At 63.4% G+C, this 22,907-nt stretch carries 20 protein-coding genes; 11 read left to right on the top strand and 9 right to left on the bottom strand.

What is annotated here, in order from left to right; all coding sequences use genetic code 11:
* Positions 1–250 precede the first annotated feature (250 nt).
* The 3 genes from ACFIQF_RS04765 to ACFIQF_RS04775 form a co-directional block, all read right to left on the bottom strand.
* Entirely contained in the window at positions 251–1,339 is a 1,089-nt protein-coding gene (locus ACFIQF_RS04765; protein WP_393940697.1) for a TFIIB-type zinc ribbon-containing protein, read from the bottom strand.
* 153 nt (positions 1,340–1,492) lie between these two features.
* Positions 1,493–2,611, bottom strand: coding sequence for an SPFH domain-containing protein (locus tag ACFIQF_RS04770; RefSeq protein WP_393940643.1), 1,119 nt, complete (start codon positions 2,609–2,611; stop codon positions 1,493–1,495).
* A 161-nt stretch (positions 2,612–2,772) separates the two neighbouring features.
* Positions 2,773–3,585: a UPF0149 family protein gene (locus tag ACFIQF_RS04775; protein ID WP_393940645.1), complete on the bottom strand. Its 813-nt coding sequence runs from the start codon at positions 3,583–3,585 to the stop codon at positions 2,773–2,775.
* Between the two features lie 192 nt (positions 3,586–3,777).
* Between ACFIQF_RS04775 and ACFIQF_RS04780 the strand changes: the two genes are divergently transcribed.
* Together ACFIQF_RS04780 and ACFIQF_RS04785 are read left to right on the top strand one after the other, a co-directional pair.
* Complete coding sequence (locus tag ACFIQF_RS04780; RefSeq protein ID WP_393940646.1) at positions 3,778–5,508, top strand: FMN-binding glutamate synthase family protein; 1,731 nt, start codon at positions 3,778–3,780, stop codon at positions 5,506–5,508.
* A gap of 85 nt (positions 5,509–5,593) precedes the next feature.
* On the top strand, positions 5,594–6,442 hold the full coding sequence (locus tag ACFIQF_RS04785; RefSeq protein ID WP_393940648.1) for an RIO1 family regulatory kinase/ATPase domain-containing protein: 849 nt from the start codon (positions 5,594–5,596) through the stop codon (positions 6,440–6,442).
* A gap of 148 nt (positions 6,443–6,590) precedes the next feature.
* Here the strand turns inward: ACFIQF_RS04785 and ACFIQF_RS04790 are convergent, their stop codons facing one another.
* Entirely contained in the window at positions 6,591–7,925 is a 1,335-nt protein-coding gene (locus ACFIQF_RS04790; protein WP_393940650.1) for a dicarboxylate/amino acid:cation symporter, read from the bottom strand.
* Between the two features lie 164 nt (positions 7,926–8,089).
* On the opposite strand from ACFIQF_RS04790, the gene ACFIQF_RS04795 reads away from it, so the two are divergent.
* Positions 8,090–10,729: a PAS-domain containing protein gene (locus ACFIQF_RS04795; RefSeq protein WP_393940651.1), complete on the top strand. Its 2,640-nt coding sequence runs from the start codon at positions 8,090–8,092 to the stop codon at positions 10,727–10,729.
* Here the strand turns inward: ACFIQF_RS04795 and ACFIQF_RS04800 are convergent.
* The 4 genes from ACFIQF_RS04800 to ACFIQF_RS04815 form a co-directional block, all read right to left on the bottom strand.
* Positions 10,715–11,377, bottom strand: coding sequence for a response regulator (locus ACFIQF_RS04800; protein ID WP_393940653.1), 663 nt, complete (start codon positions 11,375–11,377; stop codon positions 10,715–10,717). The genes ACFIQF_RS04795 and ACFIQF_RS04800 overlap by 15 nt on opposite strands.
* An 85-nt stretch (positions 11,378–11,462) precedes the next feature.
* Positions 11,463–12,458: a Bug family tripartite tricarboxylate transporter substrate binding protein gene (locus tag ACFIQF_RS04805; RefSeq protein ID WP_393940654.1), complete on the bottom strand. Its 996-nt coding sequence runs from the start codon at positions 12,456–12,458 to the stop codon at positions 11,463–11,465.
* 188 nt (positions 12,459–12,646) lie between these two features.
* Positions 12,647–13,789, bottom strand: a complete 1,143-nt coding sequence (locus ACFIQF_RS04810; protein WP_393940656.1) for an acyl-CoA dehydrogenase family protein — start codon at positions 13,787–13,789, stop codon at positions 12,647–12,649.
* Positions 13,790–13,865: 76 nt separating this feature from the next.
* The gene (locus ACFIQF_RS04815; RefSeq protein ID WP_393940657.1) at positions 13,866–15,437 is read right to left on the bottom strand and encodes an AMP-binding protein; all 1,572 of its coding nucleotides are present in this window, start codon (positions 15,435–15,437) and stop codon (positions 13,866–13,868) included.
* Positions 15,438–15,645: 208 nt separating this feature from the next.
* On the opposite strand from ACFIQF_RS04815, the gene ACFIQF_RS04820 reads away from it, so the two are divergent.
* From ACFIQF_RS04820 to ACFIQF_RS04855, 8 genes are all read left to right on the top strand, one after another.
* The gene (locus ACFIQF_RS04820; RefSeq protein WP_393940659.1) at positions 15,646–16,827 is read left to right on the top strand and encodes a thiolase family protein; all 1,182 of its coding nucleotides are present in this window, start codon (positions 15,646–15,648) and stop codon (positions 16,825–16,827) included.
* Between the two features lie 62 nt (positions 16,828–16,889).
* Positions 16,890–17,657: an SDR family NAD(P)-dependent oxidoreductase gene (locus ACFIQF_RS04825; protein ID WP_393940660.1), complete on the top strand. Its 768-nt coding sequence runs from the start codon at positions 16,890–16,892 to the stop codon at positions 17,655–17,657.
* Between the two features lie 142 nt (positions 17,658–17,799).
* Positions 17,800–18,798 carry a Bug family tripartite tricarboxylate transporter substrate binding protein gene (locus ACFIQF_RS04830; RefSeq protein WP_393940662.1) on the top strand — a complete coding sequence of 333 codons (999 nt, stop codon included), beginning with the start codon at positions 17,800–17,802 and terminating at the stop codon, positions 18,796–18,798.
* A 17-nt stretch (positions 18,799–18,815) separates the two neighbouring features.
* Entirely contained in the window at positions 18,816–19,616 is an 801-nt protein-coding gene (locus ACFIQF_RS04835; protein WP_393940663.1) for an SDR family oxidoreductase, read from the top strand.
* Between the two features lie 21 nt (positions 19,617–19,637).
* The gene (locus ACFIQF_RS04840) at positions 19,638–20,060 is read left to right on the top strand and encodes a DMT family transporter (protein WP_393940665.1); all 423 of its coding nucleotides are present in this window, start codon (positions 19,638–19,640) and stop codon (positions 20,058–20,060) included.
* A 77-nt stretch (positions 20,061–20,137) separates the two neighbouring features.
* Positions 20,138–20,476 carry a tRNA-binding protein gene (locus ACFIQF_RS04845; RefSeq protein ID WP_393940667.1) on the top strand — a complete coding sequence of 113 codons (339 nt, stop codon included), beginning with the start codon at positions 20,138–20,140 and terminating at the stop codon, positions 20,474–20,476.
* A gap of 88 nt (positions 20,477–20,564) precedes the next feature.
* The gene (locus ACFIQF_RS04850) at positions 20,565–21,317 is read left to right on the top strand and encodes a hypothetical protein (RefSeq protein WP_393940669.1); all 753 of its coding nucleotides are present in this window, start codon (positions 20,565–20,567) and stop codon (positions 21,315–21,317) included.
* 432 nt (positions 21,318–21,749) lie between these two features.
* A complete protein-coding gene (locus ACFIQF_RS04855; protein ID WP_393940671.1) occupies positions 21,750–22,676 on the top strand; it encodes an aspartyl/asparaginyl beta-hydroxylase domain-containing protein in 927 nt (308 codons plus the stop codon).
* 14 nt (positions 22,677–22,690) lie between these two features.
* On the opposite strand, the gene ACFIQF_RS04860 is transcribed toward ACFIQF_RS04855, so the two are convergent.
* Positions 22,691–22,907: hypothetical protein (locus tag ACFIQF_RS04860; RefSeq protein ID WP_393940673.1), on the bottom strand; the 217-nt coding region annotated here is incomplete at its 5' end.

Genomic DNA, 22,907 nt, shown 5'->3' on the forward strand with positions numbered 1-22,907 from the left:
CCGGTATTCAAACAGCATCACTTGGCAGTGAAGCGGGCGCAAGAACAGTTCACAACAATGGCGAGATGGCCGCGTAGGCGCGACGCTTGGCTGCAGACAGTACCTTGGTACGGCAAAGCCGGATGGCCGGCCCCGCAGCAACAAAGCATACGCGGCCATATCGCCACCTCAAAACGAAGACTCTCCGCTCAGGCATTGCAGCCAGCTGCGGAACAGCGCTTGCGCCCGAGAAAAACCAAGACGAACAGAATTATCGCTGGCTCATCGCCATAAAAATACCCACCACGATGATCGCCGCTATGACGGCGAACAGGATCTTCACCCAGCTGTACGGCTGCTCTCCCGCAATCTGCCCCGTATACCCATTGGCCACCACCTGGTAACTCTTGGCGCCGTAGGTATAGCTGACCAGCCACACGGGCACCAGCACATGTTTGAAGCTGCGCCCCTGGTAGGCGCGCTGCACTTGCAAGTTGCGGTAGGTATCGCCCGGCACTTGCTGACCGCACATGGCTTGCACCTGCTGGTCCATGTCGCCTTCGTTGATTTGCGCCGCCTTGCGCAGATCCACTTGGTAACGCTCCACCGTCCAGCCTCGCACGAACTCGGGCGAGTACGGCTTCAAATCCGTGCGTGTGGGAAAGGGCTCTACTTTGTGCAACAGGTTGGGGTGCACGCCAACAGTGCCGGCCACCAGTTCGTCGTCAAAAAAATGCTGCAGGCTGCCGACCGCAGGCTCCCAGCGCACTTGGCGTACCTGGCGCGTGCTGATGTTGCCGTTGCTGTCGCGGTACTGCTCAGTGGTGTAGTAGTAATAACCGGCGTCGGCCTGCCACTGCGCTTGTACATGGGCGTCGAAAGTCCAGTACGGCAGGTAGATGCCTTTGAGCGTATCGGTGAGCGCAGCGTTCTTGAGCTTGTTGGGCGCAAACCAGCGGCTGCCGTACCACTTGCGGATCAGGTCGCGCACCTGGCCGTCGCTGATCTTGAAGGGCAGCAGGCTTTGCGGCGTGATGGCATCGTTGCGCTCCTCGTGCGCCTGGATCGCGGGCGAGCCGCAAAAATCGCAGCGCGCCGCCACCCGGCCATCGACAAAAACCGAGATGGCACGGCAGTTCTGGCACTGGTATTCGCGCCGCGCATCGCCCCAGCCGCGCCCACTGGCCGGGTTGGCCAGGGCAGCGGCCAGGTCTTGCTCGACGATGTCGCCGCTCAGCTGCTTTTGCTGTTCGTCCGTCCACGGCACCTGCGTGCCGCAGTAGGGGCAGCGCAGCGCCTGGGCCTTGGCGTTCCATTCGAGGTTGCCGCCGCATTCCGGGCACACATGTTTGGCCACCATCGTGGGCGACGGAGGTGCAAACGGATCGCTGGCAGGAGAGGAGGAAGTCACGATGAGATCAGGCTGCCGCCGTGGCAGCCCCGGGGAACAATGGCACAAACAACAAAGCATTCACCGGTGCCAACCGATGAATGCTTTACCCCTGGCAGGCGCTCAGCCCTTGAGGAATTCGTTCAGCGACTCTTGCGAGATGCGCCAAGCGCTGCCGATCTTGCGGCCCTTGAGCGCGCCCGATTCCAGCTCGGCCAGCACGTCCTGCGGCGACACGCCCAGCACCTGCGCAGCCTGCTCGGGCGTCAGCACCTGCAAGCCGCCAGCGGCGGGTGCGGCCGGGGCTTGGGCAGCCTGAGCGGCAGCGGGCGAGAAAGGATCAGCCACTGCAGCAGCGCCAGCCGCACCGGCAGCTCCTGCTGCAGGCTGCTGCATGCCCTTCATCATCTCTTGCGCCATGCCAAAGCCCATGGCCATGGTGGCGGGGATGGTGGCAGCCGCCGCGCCTTCGCCGCCGTTGGCCATGGCCTGGCCCATCTGGTATTTGACGTAGTCGTTGAGGTTGCCGATGGCCGTCATCGACGAGCGCTTGTCGATCGCCTCTTCCACCTCGGGCGGCACCGACACGTTCTCCAGCAGGAAGCTGGTGATCTCCAGGCCGTACTTGCTGCTGACGGCGGGGTTGATCAGTTGCAGCAGCGCGTCGCCCAGCTCAGAGTAGCGCTGCGCCACGTCCAGCACCGGCACCTGGGCCTTGGCCAGGGCTTCGCTGAAGATGCTGACAATGCGCGAGCGCATGGTGTCGGCGAACTCGTCGATGCGGAAGTTCTGGTCCGTGCCCGCTACTTCCTTGAGGAACTTGGCCGCATCGGTGATACGGAAATCGTAGGTACCGAAGGCGCGCAGGCGGACCACGCCAAAGTCCTTGTCGCGCATCATCACCGGGTTGGAGGTGCCCCATTTGTTACCGGTGAACAAGCGCGTGTTGATGTAATAGACATCGCACTTGAAGGGCGAGTTGAAGCCGTATTTCCAGCCGCGCAGGGTCGAGAGAATCGGGATGTTCTGCGTCGTCAGCTGGTAGCGGCCGGGGTTGAACAGGTCGGCAAACTGGCCTTCCGAGACAAACTGCACCTGCTGCGACTCGCGCACGATCAGCTGCGCGCCGTTTTTGATTTCCTTGTCCTCATCGGGCCAGCGGTAGGACAGGGTGTCGCGCGAATCATCGGTCCACTCGATGATTTCGATCAGCTGTTTGGTGATGATGTTCATGAGATTCATGGATGATCCTTGGGCAAAGACAGGAAGTGAAAAGAAAACGGCCCATTCTAGGGCCGTTGACAGCTGCCGATGTTACACAAACGGCTGCAGATGTAAAAACAGCCACTGGCGTGGCTGTTTGGCAGGCATGGCCGGCGCAAGCGCCCGCCGGTCGGAAAGCGTCAAGCGCCGCAGCACTTCTTGAACTTTTTGCCACTGCCGCAGCTGCAAGGATCGTTGCGGCCGGGCACATCGCCCTTGACGATGGTGGCCTGGCGCGGGCCCATGCTCTTCCAGATCTGGCGCAGGTCGTACACCGCCCAGATGGCTTCACCAAAGGTTTCGACGCGCTCCTGGCTGGTGCTGGCGGGGCCGTTTTCGTCGTACATGCAGACGGTGGGCTTGCCGGTGTCGTCTTCGGTCAGGGCGACCACGCTGTCGAGCGCATCGTTGAGCCAGCGGGCGGCATCGCGGTCACGCGGGGCTTCCCATTCTTCGGCCCAGTTCTCCACCACGAACATGAAGCCCAGCGCCCACACTTGACCGAAAGACGGGATGTCCTGGCCTTCGATCTCCGCGCGCTCTTCTTCGGGCAGGCTGGCAATGGCGCCGCGCATGTCGATCGCGTCGGGCTGGAAGGTGTCTTCCTCTTCCAGACTCTCTACGTTGGCGCTGAGCTGGGCCACCACCTCGTTCCAGCGGATTTGCCACAGCTCCAGAAAACGCTCTTGCTGGGCGCGGTCGGCAAAAGCCGGCAGCACCGGCAGGCTGCCGTCAGCATTGCGCTCGAGCATTTCGCCGTCGCCGGCCAGCATGGGCAGGAACTCTTCCACCGGCACCGGGCGGCGCGTGCAGACCAGGGCGGTAAGCATGCCGTCGATGAACTCCCACTGCGGAATCTCTTGCTCGCGCTCGCGCATGTCGTCGAGCATCTGGTCGATTTCGCTGAACTGGTCTTCGGTCAAACCGGCGGGAATGGGGGTGGACTGGGTCATGGTGGATTCTCTCTATGGCGGCCGCGGCGCGGCAAGGCCTTGCACTATCGCCAATGCGGTTGGCGTCCTATGATGGTGCCTGGTTTTGCAACAACAACGCAGCGCGCCTGGCAGGGCCTGCAGTGTAGCGCCGCCTCGGCTGGTTTGCTGCCTGCCGGGTATTGGCCACGCCGCGCTCCACAGAGACTCCCCATGAGAAAGCTCAACAAGATCTTCCCCGTCCGCTACACCGTGATGGTGTTGTGCATTTTTCTGTTGCTGCTGGGCATCGCCGCCCTGGTGATGGAAGCCAGCCCCTGGTGGTGGATAGCGGTGTTCGTGGGCGCCATGCTCACCACGCTAGGCATCAGCGATCTGAACCAGGAGCGCCACGCCATCTTGCGCAACTACCCGGTGATCGGGCATATGCGCTTTTTCCTGGAGTTCATTCGCCCGGAAATGCGCCAGTACTTCATCGAAAGCGATACCGAGGCCCTGCCTTTCTCGCGCGCGCAGCGCTCGCTGGTCTACCAGCGCGCCAAGGGCGAGCCCGACAACCGCCCTTTTGGCACCTTGCAGGACGTGGGCGCCAAGGGCTACGAATGGATCAACCATTCGATGGCGCCAACCAAGCTCGATACGCACGATTTCCGCGTCTGGATTGGCGGCACCCCCGATGCGCCTTCGCAGTCGGTCGAGCCTTGCACGCAGCCGTATCTGGCCAGCGTCTTCAATATCTCGGCCATGAGCTTTGGCGCGCTGTCGGCCAACGCCATTCTGGCGCTGAACAAAGGCGCCAAGCTGGGCGGCTTTGCGCACGACACCGGCGAAGGCTCGATCAGCCAGCACCACCGCGTGCACGGCGGTGACCTGATCTGGGAAATAGGCTCGGGCTACTTCGGCTGCCGCAACGACGACGGTACCTTCAGCGAGGAAAAGTTTGTCAACAATGCCACGCAGCCGCAGGTCAAGATGATCGAGATCAAGCTGAGCCAGGGCGCCAAACCCGGCCACGGCGGCGTGCTGCCGGGCGCCAAGGTCACGCCCGAGATCGCCGCTGCCCGTGGCGTGCCAGTGGGGGTGGATTGCATCTCGCCCGCGCGCCACAGCGCCTTCAATACGCCCGAGGAGATGATGCATTTCGTCGCCCGGCTGCGGCGCCTGTCGGGCGGCAAACCGGTGGGCTTCAAGTTCTGCCTGGGCCACCCCTGGGAATGGTTTGGCATCGTCAAGGCCATGCTCAAAACCGGCATCACGCCTGATTTCATTGTGGTGGATGGCGCCGAAGGCGGCACCGGCGCGGCGCCGGTGGAATTTACCGACCACGTAGGCGTGCCGCTGCAAGAAGGCCTGCTGCTGGTGCACAACACGCTCGTGGGCGTGAACCTGCGCACGCGCATCACGCTGGGCGCAGCGGGCAAGGTGATCACCGCTTTTGACATTGCCCGCATGATGGCGCTGGGCGCCGACTGGTGCAACGCCGGCCGCGGCTTCATGATGGCGCTCGGCTGCATTCAGGCGCAAACCTGCCACACCGGCAACTGCCCCACCGGCGTCACCACGCAAGACCCGCTGCGCCAGCAAGCCCTGGTGGTACCCGACAAAGCCACGCGCGTGGCCCAGTTCCACAAAAGCACCTTGCACGCGCTGCAAGAGCTGGTGCAATCGGCCGGGCTGCAGCACCCCAGCGAGCTCGATGCGCACCACATCGTGCGCCGTGTCAGCGACAACGAGGTACGCCAGCTCTCCCACCTGCTGCTGCAAGTGCGGCCGGGCGCGATTTTGGACGACCTGGAGCACCAGCACAACGTGTTCCGCACCTACTGGCCTCTGGCCCAGGCCGAGAGCTTCCAAGCGCTGGCCAAGCCCGTCATCAAACCCTCGGCGCCAGAAGACCAGCAGCCCATGGTGCCCAACAGCACCCATACGGCGCCAGTGCAGTAAGCGCTGATCACCGCCATAATGGCAGGCTTTTAACGACGCGCCGCCCACGGCTGCCCGCTCTTTGCCTGCCATGACCGAGCCTGCTTTGTCCCCGCTCCCGCCTTCTGACCCGCTTGCTGCGGGCAGCGCCGCCGCGCCGGTGGACTATGCTCAGTTCTTGCAGCAAACCCTGCCAAGCCAAAGCTTCAACGTGGTGCGTTACGAGCTGCCGGGCGAATCGGTCTGGCTGAAAAAAGCCGGCCCCAGCATTGCCGCCTGGCGCTACCGCGCCCTGGCCCTGGCGGCCCGCGCGCTGAGCGTGCCGGTGCTGCAGCCGGTGGTCAACCCCGGCGGCCGCAGCGCCATCGCCACCGAAGTGCGCCGCCTGCGCGACCTGCAAGCCCGCGGTCTGCGCGTGCCGCAGGTACTGGCCAGCTGCGAAGACGCATTTCTGATGCGCCACCTCGGAGCGCCCGGCGAGCCCACGCCGTCGCTCAGCGACGAGATCGAGGCCGCCGCCAAAAACCAGCCCGCACAAACGCTGCCGCTGTGGCAACAAGGCTTTGCCGCCATGCAGTTGGTGCACGAGCGCGGCACCTGCCTGAGCCAGGCTTTTGCGCGCAACATGGTGCGCTGCCCGGATGGCGTGATCGGCTACATCGACTTCGAAGACGACCCGATGGCCACGCTGCCTGCGCCACTGTGCATTGTGAAAGATGCGCTGTGCTATGCCCATTCCACGGCGCTCTTCCTGCACCAGGCCGGCACCTTGGATGCCGCGCGCCAGCAGTGGCAAGTCTGGCTGCAGCAAACCCCGCCCGAGGTGCGCGATGCGCTGCAAAGCACCGTGCAACAAATGCGCTGGGTAGGCAAGCTGCCCAACAACCGCAAGCTGGGGCGAGATGCTTTGCGCCTGCGGGCCATGGCTGGCCTGGTTGCGGCACCGGGCGCTTGAGGCGAAGGCGCCGCGCCGCCGTGCGCTGAGATCGTCCAGGCTCTGCGTTGCCTTTAAAAACGCTTCAGCAAAAACACCAAAGGCCCGCAATTGATTGCGGGCCTTTGGTATGGGGCAAACAGCGAAGGCCGGAGCCTTCGCGCCATGCTCAGTGTGGCACAGCTACCGGCACATGCTCTTCGTGTTCGACCCGCTCGGGGTGGTCCAGCGCAGCATTGAGCTTGTTGTAATCCAGCGCATTTTCCCAGCGCGACACCACCACGGTGGCCACGGCATTGCCAACAAAGTTGGTCAGCGAGCGGCATTCCGACATGAAGCGGTCCACGCCCAGAATCAGCGCCATGCCGGCCACCGGCACTTCAGGCACCACGGCCAGCGTGGCAGCCAGGGTGATGAAGCCAGCACCTGTCACGCCCGCTGCGCCCTTGGACGACAGCATGGCGACCAGCAGCAGCGCAATCTGGTGGCCCAGCGTCAGATGCGTATCGGTGGCTTGGGCAATGAAAAGAGCGGCCAGCGTCATGTAGATATTGGTGCCGTCCAGATTGAACGAGTAACCGGTGGGCACCACCAGGCCAACCACCGACTTGCTGCAACCGGCTTTTTCCATCTTGTGCATCAGCGAAGGCAGGGCCGATTCGGACGACGACGTGCCCAGCACCAGCAGCAGCTCAGCCTTGAGGTAGCGGATCAGCTTGAGCACCGAGAAGCCGCACAGCTTGGCCACCGTGCCCAGAATCACCAGTACAAACAGCAGCGAGGTGATGTAGAAGGTAGCCACCAGCTCGGCCAGGTTCAACAGCGAGCCCAGGCCAAACTTGCCGATGGTGAAGGCCATGGCGCCGAAAGCGCCGATCGGGGCAGCCTTCATCACGATATTGACCAGCTTGAAGACGGGGGCGGTCAGCGCTTCGCAAAAGTTCAGCACCGGCTTGCCGCGCTCGCCCACCATGGCCAGCGACACGCCAAACAGCACAGCCACAAACAGCACTTGCAGAATGTTGTCGCCGACAAAGGGGCTGATCAGCGTCTTGGGGATGATGTCCATGGCAAAGCCGGTGATCGTCAGATCATGCGTCTTGGCCACATAGGAGTTCACTTCCTTCTGGTCCAGATCGGCCACATTGATGTGCATGCCGGCGCCCGGCTGCATGACATTGGCCACGATCAGGCCGACGACCAGCGCCAGCGTCGAGAAGAACAGAAAGTACGCCATGGCCTTGCCGAACACCCGGCCCACGGCGCGCAGGTGCGTCATGCCGGCAATGCCGGTGACGATGGTCAGGAAGATCACCGGCGCGATGATCATCTTCACCAGCTTGATGAAAGCGTCGCCCAGCGGCTTGAGCGCTGCACCGTATTGGGGCTCGAAGTGCCCCAGCAACACGCCCAGCACAATGGCGACGATCACCTGAAAATACAGGCTGCGGTAGAAAGGCTGGTGCTGTGCAGGCACGGCAGCCGAGGTGGTGGGGATTTGCATGGAAGAGCTGCTCCAGGTTTTTTTCCGCACCAACTCGGTGCGCTGAGGCTGGTTTGTATCGCAGCCCCTCGCGCTTGCCCATTACACCTTAGTATTAGGCGCTGCCGCTCCCGAGCGAAGGTTTTGCCGAACCCAGGGAAAACCCCTAGCAATTTGTAACAAGCATGGCCGCCCTGTCCACCCTTTTTCTCACCCCACAGCGCTCGCTCCGTCCGGTGTGGGTTTTGCTGGCTGTGCTGCTCAGCACCACGGCCGTGGCGCTGCTGGCCGGGCGCTGGATGCTGCAAAAAAGCCTGAACGAGGAGAGCCAGCTCACGCACCGGCAGCTGGCCTTGTACGCGCAAGCGCTGGAGCAGCGCATTGACCGTTACCGTGCGCTGCCCGATGTGTTGGCGCTCGATCCGGAGCTGCTGGCCGCTTTGAGCGAGCCGCAAACACCGGCCGACATTCGCCGCCTGAACCTGAAGCTCGAGCGCGCCAACGGCGCCAGCCAGGCCTCCACGCTCACCCTCATCAACCGTGAAGGCGTGGCCATTGCGGCCAGCAACTGGCGCCAAAGCCGCAACAACGTGGGCGAAGACTACAGTTTTCGCCCCTATGTGCAGCAAGCGCTGCTGGCCGACCAGGGCGCGTTCTATGGCATTGGCGTGACCACGGGCGAGGCCGGCTACTTCCTCTCGCGCGGCATCCACGACGCGCAAGACCGCATCGTCGGGCTGATCGCCATCAAGATCGCGCTGCAAGAGCTGGAGCGCGAGTGGATTCAGACGCCCGACACGGTGATGGCGGCCGACACACATGGCGTGGTGTTTTTGGCAAGCGACCAGCGCTGGCGCTACCGCGTACTGCAGCCCATCAACGCGGTGGCGCAGCGCGAGATAGACAACACCCAACAATACGGCAACCTGCCACTGCAGCCCATGCGCTACGCCTCGCGCCAACCGCTCAGGCAAGGCGGCATGCTGGTCGACTGGCTCGATCCGGCCGCCGGCCTCCAACTCTGGCAAAGCATGGGCTTGCGTGAAGGCGGCTGGCAGCTGCACATGCTGCACGCCGTAGGCAGCAGCCGCGCCGCTGCCCGCTGGACCGCGCTGGCCGCCGCCGGCCTGTGGCTGGCCTTGGCGCTGCTGGTGCTGTATGTGCGCCAGCGCCAGCGTTTGAGCCGCTTGCGCCAGCGCAGCCGCCAAGAGCTGGAGGCGCTGCTGCAGCAGCACGCGCAAGAGCTGCGCACCGCGCAAGACGGCATTGTGCTGGCCGCCAAGCAGGCCGACGCCGGCAAAAGCCAGAGCCTGGAGCATTTGCCGCAAGGCGTGATCGTGGTCGACGCGCAGCTCAACCTGGTGGCCTGGAACTCGCGCTACATGGAGCTTTTCCGCCTGCCGCACAACCTGCTCAAAGTGGGCATGCCGGTGGAAGAGCTGTACCGCTACAACGCCCGGCGCGGCCTGCTGGGTCAGAGCGCGCTGGACGCAGCCATCGAGCGCCGCATGCAATACCTGCGCGACGGCAAACCCCACGCACGCGAAAGCGAAAAGCCCGATGGCACGGTGCTCGAAATCCGGGGCAACCCCTTGCCCGGCGGCGGCTTTGTCACCAGCTATGCCGACATCACCAGCTACAAAAACGCAGCGCGCGAGCTGCGCTCGCTGGCCGACACGCTGGAAAAGCGCATTGCCGACCGCACCCACGATCTGGCCGTGGCCAAGCGCGAGGCGGAGCAGGCCAACCGCTACAAAAGCAAGTTTGTCGCTGCCGCCGTGCACGATTTGCTGCAACCCCTGAACGCAGCGCGCGTGTTTGCATCGCTGCTGCGCCAGCAGGTGCAAAGCGATGCCGCGCAACAACTGGCGAGCAATGTGGAAGGCGCGCTGGCAGCGCAAGACGACATCTTGAACAGCTTGCTCGATATCTCGCGCATGGAATCGGGCCAGCTCAAAGTGCAGTGGGCCGATTTTGCACTGCAGCCGCTCCTGCAGCAGCTGGGCAACAACCTGGGCGTGATCGCCCGCGAGCATGGGTTGCAGCTGCACGTTGCGCCCTGCCACGCCGTGGTGCACAGCGACGAAGTACTGCTGCGCCGCATTCTGCAGAATTTTCTCAGCAACGCCATCCGCTACACCAAGCAAGGCAAGGTGCTGATCGGCTGCCGCCGCGTGGGCGAGCGCCTGCGCATCGAGGTGCACGACCAGGGTCCAGGCATTCCCGAGAGCCTGCATGGCGAGATTTTTGAAGAGTTCCGCCGCCTCGAAACCGGCCACCAGCACGAGCGCGGTGCCGGCCTGGGCCTGGCGATTGTGGAGCGCCTGGGCAAGCTTTTGCAACACCCGATCGGCCTGCGCTCGCAGCTGGGGCGCGGCAGCGTTTTCTGGGTGGAAGTGCCGCTCAGCACCAGCGCCGCAGCCGTTCCTGAAGCCGCCCAGCATGCGGCCGAGCCCCAGCAAAACACCACCGTCTGGTACATCGGCCCGGCGGCCGAGCAGCAAGCCGTTACGCAATTGCTGCAGCGCTGGGGCTACGCGCTGGCCGCTTGCAGCGATGCAGCGCAAGCGCAGCAGTGGGCGCAATCGGCTGCCACACTGCCGGTGCAATTGCTGGTGGTCGATGGCGATGCGCAAGCGCCCGCCGCCATTGCCGCGCTGCTGCAGGCCTGCGCCAAAGCGCCCGCCGTGGTGTGGCTCAGCAGCCAGCCCGACAGTGCGGCCAGCGAGCAAGCGCGTGAACAAGGCTGGCAGGTGCTGGCGCAGCCGGTGCGCCCGGCGGCTTTGCGCGCCTTGGTGGGGCAGTTGCTGCTACGCCAGCGCTGAGTCGTCGGCGGGCAGGCCGCCATCGGCTTCGAGGTTGCGCACCAGCACGGCCACTTGCGTGCGGCTGTGGCAGCCGAGCTTTTTCAAGATGGCGGTGACATGCACTTTGACGGTGTGCTCGGTCACGCCCATCTCTTGCGCGATCTGTTTGTTGAGCAAGCCATCGGCCACGTAGAGCAGGGTTTTGAACTGGTGCGGCGTGAGCTGCGCCAGGCGGGCAGCCAGCTCGGCATCAGCCTCGGACAGCTCCACTTCCATCGACGGGAAAGCGGTGTCGCCCTCCAGCACATCGCTCAGCGCCTGGGCAATCTGGTCGGCCGAGGCCGATTTGGAGATAAAGCCCGAAGCGCCAAACTGCTGCGCGCGGCGAATCACACGCGGATGGTCGTTCGACGAGATCACCACCACCGGCAATTGCGGGTGCTCGCCGCGCACATGCAGCAGCGCGGAGAAGCCGTGCGTGCCCGGCATCATCAGGTCGAGCAGCACCAGCTCGATCTCGGGGTGGGCAGCCAGCGCGGCGCTGAGCGAATTGGCACTGGACGCTTCGAGCACCGCATGGTCGGCAAAGCGCCCGCGGATGACCTGGATCACCGCAGCGCGAAACAGCGGGTGGTCGTCGGCAACAAGCAAGGCGGGTTGGGGCATGGCGATAGTCTGCCACGGCTGGCCGCCGCCCCAAGTCAGCATTTACCTATGGCGCACCAGGCATGGATAGGGGCGCAGCGCCACCTCAATCCATGGCAATCTTGGCCGCCTCCACGATCTTTTTCCAGTGCGCGGCATCGCGCTCCAGCACCGGTTTGAACTCGGCCGGCGTGGAGCCTACCGGGATCAGGCCCATGTCGAGCAGGCGGGCGTTGATCTCGGGCAGCTTGACGATTGCGGCCAGCTCGTTGCCCAGCTTGTCCACAATCGGCTGCGGCGTGCTGGCCGGCACAAAGTAGCCAAACCAGCCGTTGGCCTCGAAGCCGCTGTAGCCGGATTCGCTCATGGTGGGCACATCGGGCAAGGCCGGATGGCGCTGCGCGCCGGTGACGGCAATGATGTTGACCCGGTCCGACTTGATGTGCGGATAGGCCGCCGTGGCATCAATAAAGGCCGAGGCCAGTTGCCCGCCCAGCATGGCCGCCGTCTCCGGGCCCGAGCCCTGGTAAGGCACGTGCACCAGGTCGATGCCGGCTTTCATCTTCAGTTGCTCGCCGTGCAGGTGCGACGAGGTGGCGTTGCCGTACGAGCCGTAGTTGAGCGTGCCCGGCGCCGCCTTGGCCTTGGCCACCAGCTCGGGCAGGGTTTTGATGCCCGAGCTGCGCGGCACAAACACCAGATCGGCCGACTTGGCGATTTGCGACACCGGCGTCAGCTCGCTCAATTGGTACGGCACTTTTTTGTACAGCGAAGGGATTTGCACCAGCGCGGTAATGCCCAGCAGCACCGTATAACCGTCGCCCGGCGCCTTGGCCACCGTGCCATTGCCCAGCATGCCGCTGGCGCCCGGCTTGTTTTCCACTATCACCGGCTGGCCCAGGCGCTGCGAGAGCTGGGTGCTCATCAGCCGCGCAATGATGTCGGTGCCGCCGCCCGCCGGGTAAGGCACCACAATGCGGATCGGCTTGCTCGGGTAGTTGTCTGCAGCCTGCGCTGCCGCGCTGCCCCACAGGGCCGTGGCCGCCACCGCTGCCCACGCCCATCCCTGCACCATGGCCTGGCGCCTGGTTTTCTTTTGCATTTTGTCTCCGGTCACTCTTATCAAAATATCTGCCACAGCGTTGCCAAGGGGAATGACAAAACGCCCACCGCATCTCCACAGCGCACCCCCCTTGCAAAGCACAGCCCAGCTAAGGGACACCGACGAAGGGCCGCCCCGCCCGGAGGGTGTCGTCCCCTGGGGGAAGGCGCGCAGCGCCTCAGGGGGGGTCATAAAGTTCTGGCTATGATTTCTTTCATGATCTCGTCACTGCCGCCGTAGATGCGGCCAATGCGTGCATCGGTCCAGGCGCGGCCTACCTGGTATTCCGTCATGTAGCCGTAGCCGCCGTGCAGTTGCAAGAACTCGTCGAGCAGCTTGTTTTGCAGCGCGGTGGCGTTGAGTTTGACCATGGCGGCGCGGTCTGGCGAGAGCTTGCGCTCCATGTGCAAGGCCATGCAGTCGTCGACAAACACGCGCAGCATGGTGGCCTGCGACTTGGCCTCGGCCAGCTTGAAGCGCGTGTTCTGAAAGTCAAACACCGGCTGGCCAAAGGCTTTGCGCTCGCGGGTGTAGTCAATGGTTTTTTGCAAAAAGGCCTCTATCGACATGGCGGCGCGCACGGCCACCACCAAGCGCTCCTGCGCCAGCTCGTGCATCAGGTATTTGAAGCCCAGGTTCTCTTCGCCCAGCAGGTTGTCTACGGGCACCTTGACGTTGTCGAAGAACAGCTCCGAAGTGTCTTGCGCCATCAGGCCGATCTTTTCGAGCTTGCGGCCCTTGCTGAAACCGGGCGTGCCCTCCTCCACCACGATCAGCGAGACGCCCTTGGCACCCAACTCAGGCGCAGTCTTGCAGACCACCACCACGATCTCGGAGTTGATGCCGTTGGTGATAAAGGTTTTGGCGCCGTTGATGATGTAGTGATCGCCCTCACGCTTGGCCGTGGTGCGCACTGATTTGAGGTCGCTGCCAGCGCCGGGCTCGGTCATGGCGATGGCGCCGATCAGCTCGCCTGCCGCCATCTTGGGCAGCCAGCGGTCTTTTTGCGCTTTGCTGCCATAAGCGTTGATGTAAGGCGCGACGATGTCCGAGTGCAGCGGAAAACCCAGGCCGCTGGCGCCGGTGCGCGCTATCTCTTCAATCAGCACGGCGGCGTGGCCGAAATCGCCGCCGCTGCCATAGGGCTCGGGCAGCATGGTGTTGAGCAGGCCTTCGCGCCCGGCCTTGCGCCACACCTCTTTGGGCACAATGCCCTCGCGCTCCCACTCGGCGTGAAAGGGCACGATTTCTTTCTCGAAAAAATGGTGAACGGCATCGCGGAATTGCTCGTGGTCTTCACGGAACACGGTGCGCTGGATCAGGTCTTGCATGGCGGGTCTCCCTGGCTGGGTCATCACATCAATTTGGCTGCCAACGCTTGCCCATTCAGCGTTCGCAGCCGGTTCATCAGGTATTGCTGCTGCGCAGCGCAAAGCCTGCGTCTGCTTCCGCCACTTGCTGGTAGCGCTCTTTGAGCACGCGGCGCAGCAGCTTGCCGGTTTCCAGGCGCGGCAGGTTGTGCACAAACACCAGGCGCTGCGGGCGCTTGGGCTTGGCCAGCTGCGTAGCGGCCTGCGCCACAATGGCTTGCGCCAACTCCGCACTGGGCTCCCAGCCGGGCTTGGGCACCACCACGGCCAGCGGCTGCTCGCCAAAATCTTCGTGCGGCACGCCGACCACGGCCACCTCGTCCACCGCTTCGTGCTGGGCCAGCGCAATCTCGATCTCTTGCGGGTAGAGGTTGACGCCGCCCGACAAGATGAGGTCCGCCCGGCGATCGCTCAAAAAGAGAAAGCCGTCGGCATCGACATAGCCGATATCGCCGTAGGTGGCCCAGCCGCGCTCATTGATGGCTTCGCGTGTCTTGGCCTCGTCGTTCAGATACTGGAAAGGGCTGCCGCCCGAGAAGTAGACGCGGCCCACCTCGCCCACGCCCAGCTCCTGGCCTTCGTCGCCCACAATGTGCAGCTGGCCGGTGATGGCCTTGCCCACCGAGCCCGGTTTGGCGCGCCACTGCTGCGAGTTGATCAAGGTGGTGCCGCAGCCTTCGGAGCCGGCGTAGTACTCCAGCAGAATGTCGCCCCACCAATCCAAAATGCCTTGTTTGATGGGCAGCGGGCACGGCGCTGCGGCGTGGATGGCCACCTTGTGGCTGTCCAGCCGGTAGCGGTTTTTCACCTCGTCGGGCAGCTTGAGCATGCGGCCCAGCATGGTGGGTACCCATTGGCTGTGCGTCACCTGGTAGCGCTCGATCAGCGCCAGCGCCTGCTCGGGCTCAAAGCGCCCCATGATGACGGCCGAGCCACCCACATCGAGCGTACGCAAGGTGTAGCGCAAAGGCGCTGCGTGGTAGAGCGGCGCAGGCGACAGGTAAACCGCCTGGCTGTCGAACTGCATGTTGCGCACCCAGGCGGTCACCTCGGGATCGATCTGCTGGCGGTACTGCGCACCCAGCAGCGGCTTTTTGATGCCCTTGGGCCGGCCGGTGGTGCCGCTGGAGTACAGCAGATCGCGCCCCAGTGGGCGCTCGCTCAAATCAACGGGCGGTGCCTGGTTGGCTGCCACCGCGCCATGCAAATTGGGCACGCTGGGCGTATCGGCGTCTACCGAATACACGGCCAAACCCAGTTGGTGCGCGGCCTCTTGCGCATTGGGCCAGGTCTTGCTCGACACCAGCAGCAGTTGGGCACCACTGTCTTTGGCGATGTAGGCCACCTCGGCCGGCGTCAGGTGCGTGCTGATGACCGCTGCGTACAAACCGGCCTCGCGCGCAGCCAGCACCAGTTCCAGAATCTCGCGCCGGTTCTCCAGCAGCACGGCCACCGTGTCTTGCGCCTGCAAGCCCTGGGCAGCCATCCACTGCGCCATGCCACGCGCGCCCTGCGCTATCTCGCCAGCGCTGTAAGTGGCGCCACTGTCGGCCTGGGTCAAAACGATTCGCTCGGGCTGGGCGTCGGCCCAGCTGAAGAAGTCATGCATGGTCTCGGTCTCCGTCTCGCAGGTGGCTGCGCAATGCAGTCACCTGAGCTACAGATTCAATTTATTTTGAATCCACAGTCTCATATTTATTGCTTTCACCCCGAGTATCTGGCGATTTTTTGAAAATTTCTTCCGGGTAAACACCAGGACGCATTCGGTTTTTTGAAACCTATCATTAATTTAATGATCCACCAGTCTCACTAAAATCATGAACCATCCTGTCATCGTTGATGCCATCCGCAGCCCCATGGCACGGGCCAAACCCGACGGCGCACTGGCGCAGTTGCACCCTGTCGATCTGTTGTCGCAAGTGTTGGAGCAGCTGCTTGCGCGCAACCCGTCGTTGGACCCAGGCCAGGTGGACGACGTGATTTGCGGCTGCGTCAGCCAGGCGGGCGAGCAGGCCGGCACGCCCGGGCGCCTGGCGTGGCTGGCCGCCGGCCTGCCCACGCATGTGCCCAGCACCACCATCGACCGCAAATGCGGCTCAAGCCAGCAGGCGGTGCACTTTGCGGCCCAGGCCATCATGGCGGGCACGCAAGACATCGTGATCGCCTGCGGGGTCGAGTCGATGAGCCGCGTGCCCATGGGCAGCTCGCGCATGGGCAAAAACACCACCGGCGCCCGCTTTGACGAGCGCTACGCCCCCGGCCTGGTGGGCCAGGGCGTGTCGGCCGATCTGGTGGCCGCCAAGTGGGGGCTCACGCGCACCCAGCTCGACGAATATGCGGCCCGCTCACACCAGCGCGCCCATGCCGCGCAAAGCAGCGGCGGCTTTGCCCGCGAGATCGTTTCCATGCAAACGCCCGGCGGCCTGGTGAGCGCAGACGAAACCATCCGCGCCAGCACCACGGTCGAGAAACTGGCCGGCCTGAAAGCGGTGTTCGAGAGCGAAGAGTTGTCGGCCCGTTTCCCGCAAATACAGTGGTCCACCACCGCCGGCAACGCCTCGCAGATGACCGACGGCGCCAGCGCCATGCTGATCATGAGCGAGCAACGCGCCCAGCAACTGGGCCTGCGCCCGCGTGCACGCTTTGTGGCTTTTGACGTGGTGGGCGACGACCCGCTGTACATGCTGACCGCGCCCATCCCCGCCACGCAGCGCGTGCTGGCCAAGGCCAAGATGAAGCTCGAAGACATTCAGCACTACGAGATCAACGAAGCCTTTGCCTCGGTGCCCATGGCCTGGCAAAAAGAGCTGAAAGCCGACGGCGAGCGCCTGAACCCGCGCGGCGGCGCCATTGCGCTGGGCCACCCGCTGGGCGCATCGGGCATACGCCTGATGACGACCATGCTGCACGCGCTGGAAGACAGCGGCCAGCGCTACGGCCTGCAATCCATGTGCGAAGCAGGCGGCATGGCGAACGCAACGATTATTGAGCGCTTGTAAACAAGCGCGAAAGACAAGCGACAGGCATGCACAGCGTGCCCGGCAGCAACAAGGAGACAAAAATGCAATTGCAAAAAGGAATGACGGCCCTGGTGACGGGCGGCGTATCGGGCCTGGGCGAAGCCAGCGCGGTAGCGCTGCTGGAGCGCGGCCTGAACGTGGTGGCGGTAGATCTGAACGAAGAGCGCGGCGCCGCAATGGAGAAGGAATACGCCGGGCGGCTGAAGTTCGTCAAAGCCGACGTGGCCGATGCCGAGCAAATGGCCAAAGCGGTAGAGGCGGCGGTGGCCTTTGGCGAGTTCCGCGCGCTGGTGCACTGCGCCGGCATTGGCGGCCCGGTGCGCCTGATTGAGAAAGACGGCAGCGCCGGCTCGCTGGAGAAATACACCAACATCATCCGCGTCAACCAGATCGGCACTTTCAACACCTTGCGCCTGGCAGCGGTGGCCATGGCCAAGAACGAGCCGATCGAAGGCGAGTGTGGCGCCTGCGTGCTGACTGCATCCGTCGCCGGTTACGAAGGCCAGATCGGCCAGATTCCGTACGCCTCGTCCAAAGCCGGCGTGATCGGCATGACGATCGTGGCGGCGCGCGATCTGGCGTCGAAAATGATCCGCGTCTGCACCATCGCGCCCGGCCTGTTCGACACGCCCATCCTCGCCAAACTGCCCGAGAACGTGCGCCAGTCGCTGGCCGCATCAGTGCCCAATCCGGCGCGCCTGGGCCGTCCCAACGAGTACGCGATGACGGCGCTGCACATCTTGGAAAACCCCATGCTGAACGGCGAAACCATTCGCCTCGACGGCGCCATCCGCATGCAGCCACGCTGAGCCAGCGCACGGCAGCAACTCCTTCTGCGGCAGGCTGCGAGCCCATCCGGCTCTCCTGCCCAGCGGCCCACGGCAGCGCCGGGTCCACGCATTTCCCCGCCGCACGACATCTCCCTCAACGCCTTTGCATGAAAGAACCGCCATGACGCACGAATCCTTCGCACTGCCACGCCGCGCCCTTTTGGCTTGCACCGTTTGCGCGCTGTCCAGCACTTGGCTCTCCAGCACCGCTTGGGCCGAGAGCAACTGGCCCACGCGCCCGATCACGCTGATCATCCCTGGCGCCGCTGGCGGCTCTACCGATACCCCGGCGCGCCTGCTGGCGCAAAAACTGAGCGAGCGCCTGGGCCAGCCGGTGGTGGTGGACAACAAGCCCGGCGCCGGCGGCAGCCTCGGAGCCAACCTGGTGGCACGCGCCCAGCCCGACGGTTACACCGTGCTGGTGGGCAACACCGGCAGCAACGCCATCAACTACACGGCCTACAAAAAGCTCAATTACCGGGCCAGCGACTTTGTGGCGCTGACCGACATGATCTACTTCTCGAACGTGCTGGTGGTGCCGAGCAAATCGCCCATCCAAAAGCTCGACGAGCTGGTGGCTGCCGCGAAAAAAGAGCCGGGCAAACTCTCTTTCTCTTCCGCCGGCGTGGGCCAGACCACGCACTTGATGGGCGAGCTGTTCAAAGAGCGCACCGGCACCGACGTGGTGCATGTGCCGTACAAAGGCTCTTCGCCCGCCACCATGGCCATCGTGACAGGCGAGACGCAATTCATGTTCGACAACATGACTGCATCGCTCGCCCACATCAAAGACGGCAAGCTGCGCCCGCTGGCCGTGACCGGCGACCAGCGCGAACCGGCCTTGCCCGAGGTGCCCACAATGACCGAGCTGGGCATGAAAGACTTCAACAAGGTCGGTTGGATGGGCTTTTTTCTGCCCGCTAAAACACCACCCGAGGTGGTGAAAAAACTCAGCGACAACCTGATCGCGGTGCTGCGCGAGCCCGATCTGCAAAAGCGCTACCGCGACTTGGGCGGCAACCCCGGCGGCAAGTCACAGGCCGATTTTGCCCAACAAGTGGCCGACGACCAGCGCAGCTGGGGCGAGCTGATCCAAAGCCAAAAACTGCAGCTTGATTGAGCGCCACGGAGCCCCCCATGAGCACCACTTTTTCGTTCGCCAAGCAACACGTTTTCGTCGCTGGTGGCACCAGCGGCATCAACCTCGGCATTGCCCAGGCATTTGCGCGGGCCGGTGCCAAGCTGACTGTGATGAGCCGCTCACCCGACAAAGTAGAACAAGCCACGCAAAGCCTGCAGGCGCTGGGCGCGCAAGCCCTGGGCATCAGCGCCGATGTGCGCGACGCCGCCGCCGTACAGGCTGCGCTGGAGCAGGCGCATGCGCAGTTCGGCCCCATTGATGTGTTGATCTCGGGGGCTGCGGGCAACTTCATCGCGCCGGCCAAAGATTTGTCGGCCAACGGCTTTAAAACCGTGGTGGATATTGATTTGAACGGCAGCTTCTATGTACTGCGCATGGCCTACCCGCTGCTGCGCAAACCGGGCGCCAGCATCATCAACATCTCGGCGCCGCAAGGCAGCAACCCCACCATGTACCAGGTGCATGCGTGCGCAGCCAAAGCCGGCATCGACATGATGACGCGCGTGCTGGCGCTGGAATGGGGCGAAGAAGGCGTGCGCGTGAACGCCATCTCCCCTGGCCCGATTGCCGACACCGAAGGCATGCGCCGCCTGGCACCATCGCCCGAGGCTTTGCAACGCGCTACCGAAACCGTGCCGCTGCAGCGCATGGGCACGCTGGACGATGTGGCCCACATGGCGCTGTTCCTCTCGTCCCCGCAAGCGAGCTATGTGACGGGCGCGATCATCCCCGTTGATGGCGGCGCAGCGCTGCGCGGCGGGCGCGACATGCGCTCGTCCTATACGCCGCGAGCTTAGGACTGCAGCAGCACAGCAGCGGTGCCCATCGAACCATCGTGGGCACCGTTTTGCTTTACATTCGCAGCCCATGCAAGCCCCGATTTTCCAAGCCTTCGCGCTGCGCCTGCCATGCTGAGCTGGGCCTATCTGCTGACCGCCATCGTGGCGGAGGTCATTGCCACATCGGCCCTCAAAGCCAGCGACGGTTTCAGCAAGCTGCTGCCGTCCGTCATCACCGTGGCGGGTTACGCCGTGGCTTTTTACTGCTTGTCGCTCACGCTCCGGCACATTCCGGTGGGCGTGGCTTACGCCGTCTGGTCGGGCCTGGGCGTGGTGCTGATCACCGCCGTGGCCTGGCTGGTGTTTGGCCAGAAGCTGGACCTGCCCGCGCTCATCGGCATCGGCTTGATTGTGGCCGGCGTGGTGGTGATGAACGTGTTCTCCAAGGTCACGGCACATTAAGTTCTCACACGCCCAGCACAAGCGTTTCTCGATATTGCGCAGGCGCTGCTGCGGCATGATGGCCGCAAGGAGCGACCATGAACGAGATCAGTTTTGACGATTTTTTGAAGGTGGAATTGCGCGTAGGCCGCGTGCTGCAGGCCGAGGTGTTTGCCGAGGCGCGCAAGCCGGCCTACAAGCTGCAGGTGGATTTCGGCCCCGAGATTGGCGTGCGCAAATCCAGCGCGCAAATCACCCAGCTCTACCAGCCGCAAGAGCTGGTGGGCCGGCTGGTAGTGGCGGTAGTCAACTTTCCCAAAAAGCAGATCGGCCCCTTGATGAGTGAATGCCTGGTCACCGGCTTCCACAACGCCGACGGCCATGTGGCGCTGTGCGTGCCCGATGGCGATGTACCGCTGGGCACGCGGCTGCTGTAGACGGTAAGCGACAGCCACATCCCCTGTGCCAGGCGGCGCATTTACAATCGACCCCAGTCTATTGATAGCAAAAACAAGGGGGAACACCATGCACATCGCCGGGATCGGTCTACACGTCATCGTTGCGCTGTTTTTTGCCGTACACGCAGTTCGCAGCGGGCAGAACAACTACTGGCTGTTCATCTTGTTTGCCTTTCCCCTGCTGGGCAGCGTGGTGTATTTCTTCGCCATCTACCTGCCCAACTCGCGCCTGCAACGCCACGCCCGCCAGCTGGCCAACAATGCGGTCAAAGCGCTGGACCCCACGCGGGAAGTGCGCGAAGCCCAGGCTGCCTACGATTACAGCCCCACCGCGCAAAACGAAATCCGCCTGGCGCAAGCCCTGCTGGCCGTGGGCGATGCGCAAAAATCGCTCAAGCACTTTGAAGCGGCCATGAAGGGCCCGTTTGCCACCGACCAGGACATCCGCTGGAGCGCCGCCCAGGCCGCCTACGAAGCCGGCCAGCCGCAAACCGCGCTGCAATACCTCAAAGCCATTGCGCAAACCGACGTGAACTACCGTGTAGAGCCGGTAGGCCTGCTGATCGCCAAGTCCTACGCCATGCAGGGCGACCAGGAAATGGCCCGCAAAAGCTTTGACTTTGTGCGCCAGCAATCGGGCGGCTTCGACGTGATTGCCGAATACGCCATCTGGGCCGCCGAGCGCGGCGACTGGGCCACCGCCCACCAACTCAAAGCCGAAGCCGACAAAGCCATGACGCACTGGAGCGGCCAGCAGCGCATGCTCAACAAAGAGATGCTCTTTCGCCTGAAACAGGCATTCGCCAAGCAGCCGAAATAGAACCTATATATGCATTCCGTGGAGCACGAGTGCGGTGGCGAAACCAGCTGCAGTGCCTGTGTTGAGAGTCTTCGTTTTAAGGTGGCGATATGAACCCGTATGCTTTGTTGCTAGGGCTTGCCGTACACATGTACTGTCTGCGCCCCAGACGCCGCGCCTACGGGTCCATATCGCCATTGGGGTGAGCGATTCAAGCGCCCGCTTCACTGCAAAGCGATGCTGCTTGAATTTCCGATCCCCCAGACTTTTGTCTTTTCAGGCCATCCGAGAAGCTCCTCCAATAAACATCCCAGCGCCATATCGGCCTTCCGCCATATGGCGCCACAAGCCATACACAGCCAACACCTGCCGCTATCACTTTGGAAATGTTGAGCGCCCCGCTTTTGCGCTTGCGCAGAACAGGCCAAAGCGCCCCCGGTAAAATCGGCAACTATGGCAAAAATCATCGTTCTCGCCCTGGTGCTGCTCTTCTTTGGCTGCGGCCTGTACATGCACCTGCGCGGCAAGGTGCGGCACAAGATGCTGCGCCAGCTGTTCGACCACTCCACGTTCACGGCCCCGTTCAACGTGTTCATGCTGATGTTCAGCAAGGTGCCGCGCACGCCCTATCTGCCCACCAACACCTTCCCTGAGCTGGCGCCACTGCAGGCCAACTGGCGCGAAATCCGCGAAGAAGCCGTGAACCTGCAGAAAAACATGCAGATCAAAGCCGCCGCCAACAACGATGACGCGGGCTTCAACTCCTTCTTCAAAACCGGCTGGAAGCGCTTTTACCTCAAGTGGTACGGCGATGCCCACCCGTCGGCCATGGACCTGTGCCCCAAGACGACGGCGCTGGTCAAGTCCATTCCCAGCGTCAAAGCCGCCATGTTTGCCGAGCTGCCGCCCGGCGCCAAGCTCAACCTGCACCGCGATCCCTACGCCGGCTCGCTGCGCTACCACCTGGCCGTGCTGGCCCCCAACGACGACCGCTGCATGATCGAGGTAGACGGCACGCCCTACAGCTGGCGCGAGGGCGAAGGCGTGATCTTCGACGAAACCTATATGCACTGGGCCGAGAACCGCTCCGAGGGCAACCGCATCGTGCTCTTTTGCGACGTAGAGCGCCCCATGACCAACGGCTTTGCCCAGTGGCTCAACCACTGGCTCGGCAAGAACGTGGTGGCCGCCGCCAGCTCGCCCAACAACGAAGGCGACCCGCGCGGCTTTATCAGCCGCATCTTCAAGATCTCGTTCTACATGGGCCAGTACCGCCGCCGCTTCAAGGCCTGGAACAAGACGGTCTACAAGCTCACCAAGTTTGGCCTGATGCTGGCCGTGCTGGCCCTCTTCATCTGGTGGCTCTGGCCGAACAAGTAGGCCTGTTTAATCCATCAAAAAGCCGCTGATGCCACCATGCACAGCGGCTTTTTTCTTGGATCTTCACGAACTGAGGCTCTTGAAAAATCTGCCTCATTTTTCATCCAGCCAGTCATGCCAGATGAGCCAATCGTCAAGCTGCACAATTCTCGCAGGCTGTTGGCTGTTGGCTGTTGGCTGTTGGCTGTTGGCTGTTGGCTGTTGGCTGTTGGCTGTTGGCTGTTGGCTGTT

It is taken from the genome of Comamonas trifloxystrobinivorans (assembly GCF_043359985.1).
GTDB classification, from domain to species: Bacteria; Pseudomonadota; Gammaproteobacteria; order Burkholderiales; family Burkholderiaceae_C; genus Comamonas; species Comamonas trifloxystrobinivorans.

Excerpts from the sequence above, each read along its gene's own strand:
- ACFIQF_RS04850 (WP_393940669.1), top strand. The coding sequence starts at position 20,565 with ATGCACATCGCCGGGATCGGTCTACACGTCATCGTTGCGCTGTTTTTT.
- ACFIQF_RS04775 (WP_393940645.1), bottom strand. The coding sequence starts at position 3,585 with ATGACCCAGTCCACCCCCATTCCCGCCGGTTTGACCGAAGACCAGTTC.
- ACFIQF_RS04800 (WP_393940653.1), bottom strand. The coding sequence starts at position 11,377 with ATGCCCCAACCCGCCTTGCTTGTTGCCGACGACCACCCGCTGTTTCGC.
- ACFIQF_RS04855 (WP_393940671.1), top strand. The coding sequence starts at position 21,750 with ATGGCAAAAATCATCGTTCTCGCCCTGGTGCTGCTCTTCTTTGGCTGC.
- ACFIQF_RS04835 (WP_393940663.1), top strand. The coding sequence starts at position 18,816 with ATGAGCACCACTTTTTCGTTCGCCAAGCAACACGTTTTCGTCGCTGGT.
- ACFIQF_RS04830 (WP_393940662.1), top strand. The coding sequence starts at position 17,800 with ATGACGCACGAATCCTTCGCACTGCCACGCCGCGCCCTTTTGGCTTGC.
- ACFIQF_RS04795 (WP_393940651.1), top strand. The coding sequence starts at position 8,090 with ATGGCCGCCCTGTCCACCCTTTTTCTCACCCCACAGCGCTCGCTCCGT.
- ACFIQF_RS04805 (WP_393940654.1), bottom strand. The coding sequence starts at position 12,458 with ATGCAAAAGAAAACCAGGCGCCAGGCCATGGTGCAGGGATGGGCGTGG.
- ACFIQF_RS04780 (WP_393940646.1), top strand. The coding sequence starts at position 3,778 with ATGAGAAAGCTCAACAAGATCTTCCCCGTCCGCTACACCGTGATGGTG.
- ACFIQF_RS04815 (WP_393940657.1), bottom strand. The coding sequence starts at position 15,437 with ATGCATGACTTCTTCAGCTGGGCCGACGCCCAGCCCGAGCGAATCGTT.
- ACFIQF_RS04845 (WP_393940667.1), top strand. The coding sequence starts at position 20,138 with ATGAACGAGATCAGTTTTGACGATTTTTTGAAGGTGGAATTGCGCGTA.
- ACFIQF_RS04765 (WP_393940697.1), bottom strand. The coding sequence starts at position 1,339 with ATGGTGGCCAAACATGTGTGCCCGGAATGCGGCGGCAACCTCGAATGG.
- ACFIQF_RS04770 (WP_393940643.1), bottom strand. The coding sequence starts at position 2,611 with ATGAATCTCATGAACATCATCACCAAACAGCTGATCGAAATCATCGAG.
- ACFIQF_RS04790 (WP_393940650.1), bottom strand. The coding sequence starts at position 7,925 with ATGCAAATCCCCACCACCTCGGCTGCCGTGCCTGCACAGCACCAGCCT.
- ACFIQF_RS04820 (WP_393940659.1), top strand. The coding sequence starts at position 15,646 with ATGAACCATCCTGTCATCGTTGATGCCATCCGCAGCCCCATGGCACGG.
- ACFIQF_RS04810 (WP_393940656.1), bottom strand. The coding sequence starts at position 13,789 with ATGCAAGACCTGATCCAGCGCACCGTGTTCCGTGAAGACCACGAGCAA.
- ACFIQF_RS04825 (WP_393940660.1), top strand. The coding sequence starts at position 16,890 with ATGCAATTGCAAAAAGGAATGACGGCCCTGGTGACGGGCGGCGTATCG.